The organism is Cupriavidus necator, from assembly GCF_013141915.1.
GTDB classification, from domain to species: domain Bacteria; phylum Pseudomonadota; class Gammaproteobacteria; order Burkholderiales; family Burkholderiaceae; genus Cupriavidus; species Cupriavidus necator_B.
In genome coordinates, this window is sequence record NZ_SROX01000024.1 from 72,645 (window position 1) to 84,512 (window position 11,868).

20 protein-coding genes are annotated in these 11,868 nt (G+C 64.2%); 5 read left to right on the forward strand and 15 right to left on the reverse strand.

The features are described from left to right. From E5S69_RS29535 to E5S69_RS29590, 14 genes are all read right to left on the reverse strand, one after another. Complete coding sequence (locus E5S69_RS29535) at nt 1-468, reverse strand: hypothetical protein (protein WP_171517969.1); 468 nt, start codon at nt 466-468, stop codon at nt 1-3. Continuing rightward, on the reverse strand, nt 449-883 hold the full coding sequence (locus E5S69_RS29540; RefSeq protein WP_171517970.1) for a hypothetical protein: 435 nt from the start codon (nt 881-883) through the stop codon (nt 449-451). Before E5S69_RS29540 ends, E5S69_RS29535 begins: the two co-directional genes overlap by 20 nt. Before the next feature lie 3 nt (nt 884-886). Next, a complete protein-coding gene (locus E5S69_RS29545; RefSeq protein ID WP_171517971.1) occupies nt 887-1,198 on the reverse strand; it encodes a hypothetical protein in 312 nt (103 codons plus the stop codon). Next, a complete protein-coding gene (locus E5S69_RS29550; RefSeq protein WP_171517972.1) occupies nt 1,198-1,515 on the reverse strand; it encodes a hypothetical protein in 318 nt (105 codons plus the stop codon). The genes E5S69_RS29545 and E5S69_RS29550 overlap by 1 nt, the downstream gene beginning before the upstream one ends. Nucleotides 1,516-1,524: 9 nt before the next feature. Next, on the reverse strand, nt 1,525-2,349 hold the full coding sequence (locus tag E5S69_RS29555) for a major capsid protein P2 (protein WP_171517973.1): 825 nt from the start codon (nt 2,347-2,349) through the stop codon (nt 1,525-1,527). A 343-nt stretch (nt 2,350-2,692) separates the two neighbouring features. Then, nucleotides 2,693-3,436, reverse strand: coding sequence for a type IV secretory system conjugative DNA transfer family protein (locus E5S69_RS29560; RefSeq protein WP_216621474.1), 744 nt, complete (start codon nt 3,434-3,436; stop codon nt 2,693-2,695). A 1-nt stretch (nt 3,437) separates the two neighbouring features. Further along, nucleotides 3,438-3,923 (reverse strand): hypothetical protein, encoded by a 486-nt coding sequence (locus tag E5S69_RS29565; protein WP_171517974.1) that lies wholly within the window; start codon nt 3,921-3,923, stop codon nt 3,438-3,440. Beyond that, a complete protein-coding gene (locus E5S69_RS29570) occupies nt 3,911-4,171 on the reverse strand; it encodes a hypothetical protein (protein ID WP_171517975.1) in 261 nt (86 codons plus the stop codon). Before E5S69_RS29570 ends, E5S69_RS29565 begins: the two co-directional genes overlap by 13 nt. A gap of 4 nt (nt 4,172-4,175) precedes the next feature. Further along, a complete protein-coding gene (locus tag E5S69_RS29575) occupies nt 4,176-4,448 on the reverse strand; it encodes a hypothetical protein (protein WP_171517976.1) in 273 nt (90 codons plus the stop codon). Then, on the reverse strand, nt 4,445-4,579 hold the full coding sequence (locus tag E5S69_RS32710) for a hypothetical protein (protein WP_272871748.1): 135 nt from the start codon (nt 4,577-4,579) through the stop codon (nt 4,445-4,447). The genes E5S69_RS29575 and E5S69_RS32710 overlap by 4 nt, the downstream gene beginning before the upstream one ends. A 10-nt stretch (nt 4,580-4,589) precedes the next feature. Next, a complete protein-coding gene (locus E5S69_RS29580; RefSeq protein ID WP_171517977.1) occupies nt 4,590-6,413 on the reverse strand; it encodes a replication endonuclease in 1,824 nt (607 codons plus the stop codon). A 14-nt stretch (nt 6,414-6,427) separates the two neighbouring features. Next, nucleotides 6,428-6,595: a hypothetical protein gene (locus E5S69_RS29585; RefSeq protein ID WP_171517978.1), complete on the reverse strand. Its 168-nt coding sequence runs from the start codon at nt 6,593-6,595 to the stop codon at nt 6,428-6,430. 2 nt (nt 6,596-6,597) lie between these two features. Then, nucleotides 6,598-6,720 (reverse strand): hypothetical protein, encoded by a 123-nt coding sequence (locus E5S69_RS32715; RefSeq protein ID WP_272871749.1) that lies wholly within the window; start codon nt 6,718-6,720, stop codon nt 6,598-6,600. Next, nucleotides 6,717-7,025: a hypothetical protein gene (locus E5S69_RS29590; protein WP_171517979.1), complete on the reverse strand. Its 309-nt coding sequence runs from the start codon at nt 7,023-7,025 to the stop codon at nt 6,717-6,719. Before E5S69_RS29590 ends, E5S69_RS32715 begins: the two co-directional genes overlap by 4 nt. Before the next feature lie 240 nt (nt 7,026-7,265). Between E5S69_RS29590 and E5S69_RS29595 the strand changes: the two genes are divergently transcribed. The 4 genes from E5S69_RS29595 (at nt 7,266) to E5S69_RS29610 (ending at nt 11,105) form a co-directional block, all read left to right on the forward strand. Continuing rightward, on the forward strand, nt 7,266-7,592 hold the full coding sequence (locus E5S69_RS29595; protein ID WP_171517980.1) for a helix-turn-helix domain-containing protein: 327 nt from the start codon (nt 7,266-7,268) through the stop codon (nt 7,590-7,592). 285 nt (nt 7,593-7,877) lie between these two features. Further along, nucleotides 7,878-9,692 carry a galactose oxidase early set domain-containing protein gene (locus E5S69_RS29600; RefSeq protein WP_236901476.1) on the forward strand — a complete coding sequence of 605 codons (1,815 nt, stop codon included), beginning with the start codon at nt 7,878-7,880 and terminating at the stop codon, nt 9,690-9,692. A 71-nt stretch (nt 9,693-9,763) separates the two neighbouring features. Next, nucleotides 9,764-10,303, forward strand: a complete 540-nt coding sequence (locus E5S69_RS29605; protein ID WP_171517981.1) for a DUF4142 domain-containing protein — start codon at nt 9,764-9,766, stop codon at nt 10,301-10,303. Nucleotides 10,304-10,427: 124 nt separating this feature from the next. Then, nucleotides 10,428-11,105: an SOS response-associated peptidase family protein gene (locus E5S69_RS29610; protein WP_171517991.1), complete on the forward strand. Its 678-nt coding sequence runs from the start codon at nt 10,428-10,430 to the stop codon at nt 11,103-11,105. 5 nt (nt 11,106-11,110) lie between these two features. Here the strand turns inward: E5S69_RS29610 and E5S69_RS29615 are convergent, their stop codons facing one another. Next, a complete protein-coding gene (locus E5S69_RS29615; RefSeq protein WP_171517982.1) occupies nt 11,111-11,365 on the reverse strand; it encodes an RNA-binding protein in 255 nt (84 codons plus the stop codon). 236 nt (nt 11,366-11,601) lie between these two features. On the opposite strand from E5S69_RS29615, the gene E5S69_RS33025 reads away from it, so the two are divergent. Then, a partial coding sequence (locus tag E5S69_RS33025) for a hypothetical protein (RefSeq protein ID WP_216621476.1) occupies nt 11,602-11,868 on the forward strand: 267 nt, incomplete at its 3' end.

Sequence of the window (11,868 nt, forward strand, 5' to 3'; positions counted from 1 at the left end):
TTACCCCTTGATTTTGCTGACGGCCACGATGCCGGCGAGCACCAGCCCGCCCGCAACCAGGAACTTCTGGCCGGTGCCGATTTCCTGCACGTTCTGGTAAGCCTGCGCCACGTTCTTCGTGGCCGTTTCGTTCACCGCCTTGGCGGTGTCAGTCGTCGCCTTGGCGAAATCGATCAGCTTGCCCATGCCCGACAGCAGGCCATCGGCGTTGATCTTGGATTGCTCCAAATTCAGCTTGAGGCCATCGCGCGCCAGCCCTACCGCATCGGCCGTGGACTTGTATGTCGTTTCCGTGCTGCCCTTGGCGAAATCGAACGCCGCCGCCACGGAGCCGGCATCGGTATAGCTCAGGTTGGCCGTTACGGCATTGCCGTCGCCAGACACCGAAATGCCGCCATCGTTGACCGTGCGGCGGTCTACGTTGTTCGTCGTCGCAGCCGTGCTGCTGCTATTGCTCGACTTGCGCATGGTTCACCTTGTTTCGCTTGCGCAGCGTCACGGCATCCATGCCATAGCCTGCTGCCTGCAGTTTCTTAATCAGCCCCTTGCGCCGCGTCGTCACCGTCACGGCATCAAAGTGCCTGCATTGAAGCTCGATCAGCGGCAGCACTTCCGCCACCAAATCGACATCCGCGCGGCCATGCGCGAGCGCAATCTCCGCCTCGGTCGTATGGTCATGCGTCAGTGCCACCAGCACGTACCACAGCACCGGTTCGCCATCACGGAAGACGCGGCAGAACACGCCGCCGCGCACGCCCTCTACCGGGTCCATCAGTCCCCCGCTGGTGTCGTACTTCGCCTTGCCAGCGAACGCCGCGCGCACTTCTGCGGCGTGCTGGTCGGTCCACTCTTCGGGCCGAATCTCGATGCGCGTATCGGTCATGGCCTATCGCCGGAAGATCGCCAGCGCCACCACGACGCCGGCAATCAGCACCATCGGGTTGTTGAACAGCGACAGCGCGTTATCTGCCGTCGCCTGGACGGCGCTGGTGATGGTCGGCAAGGCTCGCGCCTCGCTGCCACCGGTCGCGACCGTCCACCCGGAGCCGTCGAAATGCTGGTCGAACATGCCGCTGCCCGAAACCGCCGCCTTTGGCCCCTCCGGGCCGCCCAGCGTGCTGGACAGCACCTGAGACACGCCCATGATGGCGGCGGTGTACGGGTTCGACATGGCCGCAGCCCCGAGCGCCGGATTCATCAGGCCTTCCCGGCAAACAGGTAGATCACGGCGCCGGCCACCAGCAGCGGCATCAGGCCGCCACCGAACAGCGCAAAGGCTGGCGTGGCGCCACGCGGTGCCGTGGTGATGGTCATGCCGTTGGATTGCAGCACGGCGGCGGTGTTGGTGCCTTGCAGTGCGCGCACGGTCTGCACGTCCATCAAACGCGAAAAGCCCATGCGCAGCAGGTCGGCGCCAGTCTGCGCCAGCGGGTTCAGGTCGCTGGCATCGGCCGCCGTGCTCACCATCGGATCGGAGAAATAGCTTTGCGGCTGTACCGTGTCCCATTCACCCATGGCGGCCCCTTACAGGTTGAACGGCAGGTCGATCACCTCGACAAACACGTCCAGGCCATCGGCAGCGGTCAGGAACGCATTGAACTCCAGCGCCGCAGCGTCGGCGGTCTTGAGCGCGCCTGACTGGTTGTTGTCGTAGATGAAATCCACGCAGTAGTGCTTGGCCTGCGGCACCTTGCGCTGTTCCTGCTCGATGAAGCGCTGCACGCGGCTGGTGGCGTCCCACACGATCAGGCCGTTTTTCTTGACCTCGACTCGGTTGACGTTGCCGTCCGTGGTCGAGGTCCAGTCGGTGCCGCTGTAGAACATGTGGACGCGCTTGATGAGCGCGCCCTTGGCCGAAAAATTGATCGGGAACTTGCCGGCAACGCTGGTCGATGCCGGGAAGTACAGCAGCTTGTGGATCAGTTCACCCGCGCCCTGGCCCTGCGGCGGCGTCAGGATCATGTAGCCGGTCAGCTGCGGCGCGGTTGCGCCCGCGATGGTGATTTCCAGATTCAGGTTGTCCGGCCACGCGGTCATGTCATAGCCGCCCACTTCCTTGCCGTCGATGCTCGGCGCGTCGCGCTCGGTGAAATCGATCGTCAGGAAGTTGGCATCGTCGTAGATGCCCTTGTACTTGTTGATCGCGTCAAGGCGCGTGCCGCTCACGTTGTACACGGTGCGGGCCCCGATCTTGACCTTGATGTCGGTGATCATCGCCTTGGTGAAGGCGGTGCCCGCCAGCGCCAGCACCACGCGGTTCAGCGTGTTGGCGTAGCGCGGAATTTGCAGCGTGGCGACGCCGGAGTTCACCACGTTCAGGAAGGGCGGCAGTTGTTGGATGATGGACATGCGTGTTTTCCTCAGCCCACCAGCGCGGTGGCGACGATTTGGTCAGTCACCGGCAGGCGCCGGGCTACGTAGATCACGGCCAGCACCAGCGCCGTGGTCTTGATTGCGTTCTTGATATCGCTCATGGCGGTCAGCCCAGCAGCTTGGCGAACGAGTCGGGCAGGAACTTCTTGCCCTGGTTGATGATGACCAGCGCAATGGCGGTCATCGCCACGGCCTTGCCAATTTCCTTCACGCCCATGGTTTTCTCCCCGAAAGATGCGTGTGCAAAATCGGGGATCGACCCCGCTTGGTTCTCACTATGGGCAACGGCATGGGCCACCGGCAAGGCGGCGCCGTTACGTTACGTTGCCGCTTCCGGCTCCGGCAACGTACGTACGTTACGTACGGGCTTTGCGGTGTGGCTTCCGCGCGAATCGAGCCGCCCGATTCCGGTGCGGCCGGTCTGCATCTGGCGCTCGATGAACTCGAACACGCCGGTGTCCGGGTCGGCGCGCAGGTTGCGCACGTCATCTACCGGCACGCCAAGGATGGCCGCCATCACCGAAATATCGTTCTTGTCGTTCAGGCGGCAGCAGTGGATCAGCGTGCAGTTGCCCAGGAAGGTCTTGTCGACCACAGCGGGCCGCTGCGTCACCGCAAACAGCGTCATGGCACGGTGCCGGCCCTTGCGCGACAGGCGCGACCAGAACGGCGGCGCGTAGCTGGCGCTGGTCACGTCCGCGACCTCCTCCACGACGAACGTCAGCCGCTCGATCTGGTAGGCGATTTCGCACAGCAGGTCGAATTTCCACCGGTAGGTGCTCATGTCGTCGCCGGGCTGGTAGACGATGCGGAATCCGTCCTGCGGCCCCAGCGCGGCGAGAATCTCGACAAGCTCGCGCATGTCGGTCACGACCTGGCCGAACTCGCTGTATTCGTCCTGCGGATCCCAGATCAGCAGGCGCGGCGGGCGCATGCGGCGCATGCCGTCCTTGAGCCATCGGCTCTTTCCGCTGCCCGAAGCGCCGATCACGCCGATGATGCGCGCGACGTTCTGGCTACCGGCCACCGCCGCGGCGGCGGTGGCGATTTCCCGTTCCTCCATATCACCCCCTGATGGCGGGCAGGCGCCCGCCAGTGTCTTGAATGTTCTCGCCCAGGTGCGACTTGGGCTGCGGCGGTATCACCTCTGGCGGTGGCGCGGCCTCCAACGTACGGTCGGCTTCCTGCTGTTCTCGCCACGCCCGGTGCGCCACGTACGTGGACAGCGCCAGCGGCCCGGCCACCAGCAGCAGGCCGATTTCCGGCCCGGACATGATTCCGCCCACGCTCAGGCCGTACTTGTCGGCCACCGGCACGATGGCGCCGGCCAGTGCCTTGATGGTGTCCGGCGTGTAGACGGTCGGCAGATACGGCAGCGCGGGCGACAGCACCGTCACCAGCAACGTGATGGACATTTCCCATTCGACAGCCGGGTCAACCGGCTCCGGCTCTCCCGGCAGCGGCGGCAGGTCCGCCCCCGCCTGGCTCTCGAATGCGTGCGCTTTGCGCTTGAGCGTGTCCAGCGCGTCAAGCTCGATCAGGCCTCCCATGCCATCAGGCCTCCCTCCGGCAGTTCCGTACGTTCGGGCGGCTCACCCGTAACGTTACGTTCGTTACGTTGGGCCGCGCCGTCGCCCAGAATGAAGCGGTCGCGGATTTTCTCGTCGGCGTCATCCGACCGGGCGAACAACTGGATGCCACAGCCGGGCGCGGTGCACGTCAAGCACACCCGCCCGTTGACCATGGGTTTCCAGCGCGCGCCCTGGCCGCACACCGGGCAGGTGCACTTGCCGCTCATGGCATCAGGCCCCAGCCAGCAGCGCGGCACGCAGCACGGCATCGACCACGCCTGCGGCGGTGGTGTCTGCCGGAAGGTTCGCCAGCGCATTGATGGCAGCCGTCTGCATGGCTTCGGTCGGCTCGGTCGGCGGCGAAAGCTGGGCATCTGCCATGCCCATCACCATTTCGGCCTGGTGGTGCGCAGCGGCGTAGGCGGTGTCGCCGGTGTCGCGCACGTGTGGCTTGATGCTTTCCACGGCAGCCAGCAGCGCCTGCATTTCGGTCAGGATGCTCATTGCTTCTTTTCCTGCAGTTTGTCGATGGCGCCGGCCATGTCGCGCAGCAACTGGCGGATATCAGCGGGCAGCATCAGCCCGTACAGCTTCAGCGCCTTGTCGGCGCGCTCGTAAAACGACTGGTCTTCCACGGTTTCCCCTCTACGTTGGCGCCCCCTCGGGCGCGGTTTCTGGCCCATACAGGCCATCCATCCATGCCGGCCGCTTCTGGCCGGCGCTTGCCGCGCCGCTGGGGCGCGTACAGTTATTGACACGAGTCCGAGTGCTCGCGGCTCCGCCGCTGCGCTCAACCTTCCGCCATTCGTACCGCGTCGCCGGAACGAAGATCGGCGCCTGGCGCCAGTAATCGCAGATGCCGTCCACGATGTGCGCGCGACCCATGGCCTGCACGCCGTGCGGCACCTTGCGCAGCGTCAGCCCGTAACGGCCTGGCTCCATACGTTCCGTGTAGCGGATGGCGATGCGCTTACCCTCCCCGGCCACGCCGCCCATGGCGCGCGCGTACTCGGCCCAGCTCGCCGGCTTGTCCTCGGTGCGCTGCGCGGCCTCCCAGGCGTCGCGGATCGCCTGGCATTCGTCGGCGGCCGGCAGATCGGCCTCTTTCACGCGGCGCAGCTCGCGCCACGTGCCCACCGGGGCGCCGCCCACAAACTGGAATTGCCGGATGCCCCAGCACGCCGCCCAGGCCTCGACACGCTGGCTCGGATTAATCACGTCATCGCCCAGCATGTCGGCCTGCACCACGTAGCCCTCTTTGGTCTTGTGGTCGCCCACGGCATGGCCGTCGATGTTCTTGGCGATGTACTTGGCGATGTAGCCCACGGCAGAACCCTTGGCGCGGTCGATGCGCTCGAAGCGAACGCGTCGCTCTTGTGCGCCGGCCTCGTTCGGGCTGTCCTTGAGGCCCTGCGCTCGGATCACGCGGCAAACGGTGTCCAGATCGTTGGAGAACAGCAGGCCATGCCAGTGCGGACAGCCATCGTGGTGCGGCTCGGCCACGCGCACGCCGAAGTACGCGATGCCCAGGCGGGCCAGCTCGGCCCGGATGCGTGCCCACACGCCGCGCAGGTACAGCTGCGCCGCGCGCGGGTCCAGCGCGTCGTCATAGTTCGGATTGGGCTTCCACTTGTGGCCCAGCTGCTTGACCGCATGAAATCGGCTCGGGCATGTGAGCGTGAACATCACGCCGGCAAAGCCCGCGGCGTCCGCCAGTTCCTCGGCGCCCTTCAGGCGCGTCATCAGTTCGCCGCGGCGCAGCGCCTTGTTGGCGACGGACTTTTCCGCCAGCTCGGCCAGCGTGAAGCATTGGCCGAGCTCGTTCTCCAGCGTGGTCGCGGCCAGCGTGGCGGCATTGCGGCGATTCTGCGCGGCGCGGCGGCGCACGGCATCATTGCTGGCGTACGGGTCGCTGCGATAGTGGACGTAGTGCAGCCGGATATTTGAGTGTTCGAGCGCGCGGATATGCTTGGCGCGCAGACGGCGGCGCCACCACAGTTCGCAGCGCACGCGGGCGACGATTGCCGGCATGGCTCGGTAACGCCGGACATGCGCGTCATGGTCGCCCTGCCTTTTCTTCGGCGGCGTTATCTTGGGCAACTCGGTGCCCTGGCGCTCGCACTCCCTTTCGCAGACGATCAGCGCGTCAGCGGTGGATAGGCCGGTGGTTTTCAGCAGCACGTCAGCGGCGATGGCGCGCGCCTTCTTGCAGATTTCGTAGTCGGTGGCGTCGGGGCGCACCGGCAGGCCCTGCGGCGCGTGGTCCGCGAGAAACGCGGCGACGGCGCCAGCGGCGGCGCCCAGGTCGAACATGTCATGGCGGGCGAGGCGGGCCGCGCTATCGCGCCCGGCCTTGTCGGCGGCCTTGAGCACGCGGTTATACCAGCGCATCGGCACGCGGGCCCGCGCTTCCTGCATTTCCGGAAGCGCGGGCACAGCGGCAGCAGCATCACGCAGGTATCCCCACATGGCTCTATGTGTCCTTACCAGACGCGCATGGTGACGGCGCGGAAGGTGCCGTTGATCCACGGCACCAGCACCACGCGCTTGCCGCACAGTTGCCAGTCTTGCACCTGGCTGTTTCGGTTCGGCTGGGCCAGTGCGGCGCGGCACGCGGCCAGCGCCTCGGCTGCAACGCTCGACTTGCCCATGGTCAGGCCCCCAGCCAGTGGAAGAAGCGCTCGACCAGCACGGCGGCGCGGGACGGACGGCGGTAGAACGGGCCGTCGATGGTGAAACCGCCCAAGGCGGTGCGGTGGATGCGGGCGGGCTTCATGCGCGGCCCTCCGCTTTGGCGATGGCGGCGCCTGCTCGCTCGATTGCCTCATCCATCGCGGCGGGGACTTCGTTGCGCTCGCAAACTATGTCTCGAGCAACGCGGCATGCCGGCAACAGGTCTTTCAGCGCGGCCAGCAGTTCCGGCGCTGCGGCGAACAGACGCGCATTGCGCTCCGCCTCATCCTCCGTGGTTTGCTGGCCACTACCGAACCAAAACGTCGCGGCAGCACCCTTGCCGTAGACCGAAATCAGGCCCTGGCCCTGTCCCTGCGATGAAACCGACCGGCGAATTTGTAACTTCATGTGACCACCCCTCTATCCCTACCCTGTTGCGGAAGCCCGCCGAAGCGGGAGAGCGCGCCGCCTGCTGGCGGATCAGGCCGGCCCTGGCGGGTAGGTTCCAGGCGGCGGCGCGTCTGGATCGGAATATAGTCACCGCCCCTGTAACCGTCAAGCAGTATGTTACGTTTCGCACTCTGTAACGTTGCATGTTCTGCGACATGTGACTACGCTTCAGTCCGGGTAGAACTAATAGGGGTAGTGATGAAAACGACTCTTGAATTTTTGGAGGCGGTGCGCGCGCGACTCGGCGGCGCCTCTGACTATGCGATTGCCAAGGAGCTTGGCGTAACTCGCGCGGCGGTTAGCCGCTATCGGAATGGGCTGTCTGGCTTTGACGATGACACCGCAATCCGCGTTGCACGGATTCTCGACATTGACCCGGCCTGCGTCCTGCTAGCCGCGCATGCGGAACGCACCAAGACGCCCGAAGCCCGCAATGTCTTCGCGGCGTTGGCCGACCGTTTTGCCCTAAATTTTGAAGCCCTGCTGAACAGCATGGGACAGCGCCGGAGCCCTGCTCTGGCGTAGTTCAGCAGGTAGTCCCACAGGGTCGACTGTATATTATGTTAAATGACATACAGGGAGCACCTCTCGACCGGCCCAGTGCGCCCCCACGCTGCTTAAGCAAAACGCAAGTTCCCAATCGCATTGGTTCCGTGCGCCAGCCCACATTGGCTCTCTGTTTGCCCCTCTAAGCTACAAAAGCTCGGTGGAAAAAATGGCCTCGCAATTTTCCACCGTGAGCTCGCCCGCGCGGACCCTCCCGCAGCGAGGCGTTTGCCTGTCCGGGCGGCAAGGATTATTCGTGCATCGATGCCGGCTCGCAGGCTCTCCGAGATTGCCGGGATCGGCTTTTACGTCGATGCCATGGCAACGCTGTCACCACAGGAGGTGATGCAAATGCGTCAACTCACGATCTTCCGCAAAACCGTGCTGGCATCAATGGTGGGCTTCTCCCTGGCGGCGCCGCCGCTTTATGCGGCCACGCCCGTCAGCTTCGATAATGATGCTTGCACCAACCCTTCTGCAGAAGCCCGGCTGAGGCAACGGGAGACCTCGGTTCTGGGGCCCGCCCATGCCGAGGCGCATGCCAGCGCGCGTGCCAAGCAATGTCGCGTGGCGATGGGCCTGGAAAAGGTTGCCACGCCGGATGGTCAGGTGCTCGCGGCCGCGCAAGCCCAGGCGACCAATACGGCCGGCCAATGGAGCGCGCCCTTTGTCATCCCCGTGGTCGGCATCACAGCGGTATTGCTGCACACCGGCAAGGTGTTGTTCTGGTCGTACGAGCCGAGCCAATACCATAATCCGGATGCGTCCAACACAGGCGTTGCCTATGTCTGGGATCCCGTGACCCGCACCGGCCATGCTATTACGCCGCCGGAAAACATCTGGTGTGCCGGCCAGACCATATTGAGCGATGGCCGCGTTTTCATTGCGGGCGGCAATCTGCGCTACCCCGACCCCAACGCGCCGGAAGGACAGACCAACTTCGAGGGGTCGATGAGCAGCTATACCTTTAATCCCCTCACCGAGACCTGGACCGCGCAGCCGAATATGTCTGTCGGACGTTGGTATCCAACGGTGACCAAGCTGGCCGATAACCGGGCGGTGATTACCAGCGGCCTCGATGAAACGGGGTCCGGGAACACCACATCGGTGGTTGAGCTGTTTACCCCCGCCGCAAGCATGGACGGCGTTGGCACGATGAGCACGATCTCTTTCCACGACCCGTCCGGCATGTACCCGTTCCAGTACCTGGTTTCGTCGGGGCAAATGATGCAGGCCGGGCCTGCTTTCTACAATACCGCGTTGCTGGCGCCTGGCACCTGGTCATGGACCCCCATCCCGAACATGACGAGCTCGCACTATGAGTATGCCAACGGGGTTATCTATACCGATGCCTCGGTCACGCCCCTCAAGCAGGTTGTCATGATTGCGGGCGGTGCCGAAGGCGACAGCGCTTTCCGCAACAATGAATGGTTTGATATCGGCAACCCCGGCGCCGGGTGGAGGCAGTATCCGCAATGGCTGCAGCCCCGGCATAACGCCAATACCGTGATCCTGCCGGATGGCACGCTGTTTACGGTAGCCGGAAATGCGGCAAGCACCGGCTACGACAACCCGCATTTCAACAGCGAGCTGTACAACAAGCCGGCCGGCGATCCGACCGGCAGCTGGATTCCGATGAGTCCGAACACCATACAGGCGGGGTATCACTCGAGTGCCATTCTTTTGCCTGATGCCACCGTCTTGCTGTCACAGGACGACATGAACCCCCTGGCAGCCAGCACGCACCAGGCACAGGTGTATTCGCCACCCTATCTGTTCAAGGGCGCGCGCCCCAGCATCACCAGCGCGCCCGGTACATTGGGCCTGGGGCAAACCTTTACCGTTGGTGCAAGCACCCCCAATGTTTCCAGCGTTGCCTTGGTGGCACCGGCGGCTGTGACCCACGGCAACGACATGCACCAGCGCTATATCAAGTTGCGGTATACCAAACAGGGTGCCAAGAACCTGAGGGTCACCCTGCCCGGGTCCAGCGCCGAGGTGCCGCCGGGGTACTACATGCTGTTCATCATCGACTCCCAGGGGGTACCGTCCGTCGCCAAATTCGTTCGTGTCTCTTGAGGCGAGGGACTGCACTGCAGGCGGCATGATTGTTGCATGGACGGGTATGGTTGCCCGTTCAGGAGACAGTCATGCCATGCGATGCACGCCAGCGCGGCCGCGCTGGGCTCCACGTTAAAACCGCGCTTGCGGCGATGCTGCTTGGCCTGACCACAGGTCTGTACGCTGCACCGCCCGCCGGCGACGTCGACTTCATGAACAAGGCTGCACAGGCAGGCCAGTTGGAGATCGATGCCAGCAAGCTGGCCGAGACCAAGGCGGCCAGCGGCACGGTCAAGCGTTTTGCCGGGCAGATGCTGCAAGACCACCGCGCCGCGGCAGAAGACCTCAAGCGCCTGGCCACCGCCAAGGGCGTGCAATTGCCCACTACTCCCAGTCCCGAAGACCAGAAGAAGCTGGAAGCCATGGGGGCACTGCAAGGCGCGACCTTCGACAAGCAGTACGCGAGCGAAGTCGGCGTCAAGGCGCACAACGAAGCGGTGACGCTGTTCCGCAAGGCCGCCAGCGATGCGCGCGACAGCGATGTACGAGATTTCGCAAAGAAGACCTTGCCGACACTCGAGCATCATCTGGAATCGGCAAGGAAAATGGCGTCGGAGGTATCGCGATAGCTGTCGGAATTCCGGTCAGCTGGAGACACACCCGCCCTTCCCTTCGCACCCGCTTGGACAGGTGTAGCGAATCGCAGCTGACCGGGCCTGCGGCAATGCAGCTGACGTCAGGGGAGGCATGATCGTGTGTAACAATTTCGCCCCAGCGACCGGCCCGGTGCTGCGCGACGTCTTCGGTGTCGAGCCACCGCCTGGCGCATGGAAGCCTCAAATCTGGCCGTGCGATGCCGCGCCGATCGTCCGTGCCGATGCCACCGGCCGACGCGAGTGCCTGCTGGCCACCTTCGGGCTCGTGCCACGCTCGCGCAACGTCCACGGCGCTCGGCATTTTGAAACCATGAACGTTCGCGCCGAGTGCGTCGGTGACAAGCGAGCTTCGTGCAGCGCGTGGCACCGCACTCAATTGTGCCTGGTGCCTGCGATGGCCATCTACGAACCATGTTACGTCGCCGGCCAGGGCTGGGTTCGGTACCGGATCTGGCTACCGGACGAGCCGGCGATGGGCATCGCCGGACTGTGGAAGCAATGGCCGGACGGCTCCTATTCTTTTGCCATGTTCACGGTGAGCGCGCCCGGCCATGCGGTGATGAAGCTGATGCACGCCCCCGGCAAGGAAAAGCGGGCGGTCGTCATGATTCCGCACCGCCAGTGGGGCGCGTGGCTGGCGTGCCGGGATCCCGAACTGGCGCGAAGCTTCATGGCGCTCTACCCGGCCGAGAAGATGATGGCTGTTCCTGCCCCGCTGACACCCGAAACCGCCGAGGAAACCGGTACCGCTGACCTGGGCGTGCCATCGCGGTAGGCCACTTACGCAAAACGGTCATGCAGGATGGAAGCGCTCAGCTGGCGCTTCTTCCAGTACATATGATCGATGCGCTGCTGGAGCTTGCCCAGCACCGCGGGGTCCAGGTTGCCATAGGTCAGCAACACGGCCGGGTGCGAGCCGTCGCCGTCCTCGTGCTCCAGATTGTCGAAGGGCGGGAATCCATACTTTTCCAGGAACGCCTGGATCTCTTCGTCCGAGGTGCCGGGATCGATATTGGTGAGCAGCAGGCGGCTCATTTTCTCTCCCAATCTTGCAGGGGTGACGGCGCCCCAGGTTGCTAGCGCCTGTTTCGAGGTTAGCACCTCGCCACCATCACTGCAGTACCGCCCTTTATGCCATGGCAGCCAGCCGCCGCGGTCCAGCACATTGCACGGGCAGGATTGAATGAATTCCCGTGCCAACAGCGGCCGGCTTTGCAAATAATCCCTGCCAATCCCAGCGGTCAATCCAGGGCGGGATAGTCGACGTAACCGTGCGCACCGCTACCGCCGTAGAGGGAGGCGTCTTCAAACGGACGGTTCAGTGGCTGGCTGTCACGGAAGCGGCGTGGCAAATCAGGGTTGGTGATCAGCTTGCGGCCAAACTGGCCTCGTCGTTGACGTCGCGCTTTCGACGGGTGCCATCATCGTGTATAGCCGTTGATGGCAGGCGCTTATTGCACAGCGCCAAAGCAAAAACCCCTCGCAGCGAATGCTGTCGAGGGGTTTTGCACAATAAGAGCCTGGCGATGACCTACTTT

Coding starts and splice junctions, on each gene's coding strand:
- E5S69_RS29535 (WP_171517969.1), bottom strand. CDS start 468: ATGCGCAAGTCGAGCAATAGCAGCAGCACGGCTGCGACGACGAACAAC.
- E5S69_RS29540 (WP_171517970.1), bottom strand. CDS start 883: ATGACCGATACGCGCATCGAGATTCGGCCCGAAGAGTGGACCGACCAG.
- E5S69_RS29545 (WP_171517971.1), bottom strand. CDS start 1,198: ATGAATCCGGCGCTCGGGGCTGCGGCCATGTCGAACCCGTACACCGCC.
- E5S69_RS29550 (WP_171517972.1), bottom strand. CDS start 1,515: ATGGGTGAATGGGACACGGTACAGCCGCAAAGCTATTTCTCCGATCCG.
- E5S69_RS29555 (WP_171517973.1), bottom strand. CDS start 2,349: ATGTCCATCATCCAACAACTGCCGCCCTTCCTGAACGTGGTGAACTCC.
- E5S69_RS29560 (WP_216621474.1), bottom strand. CDS start 3,436: ATGGAGGAACGGGAAATCGCCACCGCCGCCGCGGCGGTGGCCGGTAGC.
- E5S69_RS29565 (WP_171517974.1), bottom strand. CDS start 3,923: ATGGGAGGCCTGATCGAGCTTGACGCGCTGGACACGCTCAAGCGCAAA.
- E5S69_RS29570 (WP_171517975.1), bottom strand. CDS start 4,171: ATGAGCGGCAAGTGCACCTGCCCGGTGTGCGGCCAGGGCGCGCGCTGG.
- E5S69_RS29575 (WP_171517976.1), bottom strand. CDS start 4,448: ATGAGCATCCTGACCGAAATGCAGGCGCTGCTGGCTGCCGTGGAAAGC.
- E5S69_RS29580 (WP_171517977.1), bottom strand. CDS start 6,413: ATGTGGGGATACCTGCGTGATGCTGCTGCCGCTGTGCCCGCGCTTCCG.
- E5S69_RS29585 (WP_171517978.1), bottom strand. CDS start 6,595: ATGGGCAAGTCGAGCGTTGCAGCCGAGGCGCTGGCCGCGTGCCGCGCC.
- E5S69_RS32715 (WP_272871749.1), bottom strand. CDS start 6,720: ATGAAGCCCGCCCGCATCCACCGCACCGCCTTGGGCGGTTTCACCATC.
- E5S69_RS29590 (WP_171517979.1), bottom strand. CDS start 7,025: ATGAAGTTACAAATTCGCCGGTCGGTTTCATCGCAGGGACAGGGCCAG.
- E5S69_RS29595 (WP_171517980.1), top strand. CDS start 7,266: ATGAAAACGACTCTTGAATTTTTGGAGGCGGTGCGCGCGCGACTCGGC.
- E5S69_RS29600 (WP_236901476.1), top strand. CDS start 7,878: ATGCCGGCTCGCAGGCTCTCCGAGATTGCCGGGATCGGCTTTTACGTC.
- E5S69_RS29605 (WP_171517981.1), top strand. CDS start 9,764: ATGCCATGCGATGCACGCCAGCGCGGCCGCGCTGGGCTCCACGTTAAA.
- E5S69_RS29615 (WP_171517982.1), bottom strand. CDS start 11,365: ATGAGCCGCCTGCTGCTCACCAATATCGATCCCGGCACCTCGGACGAA.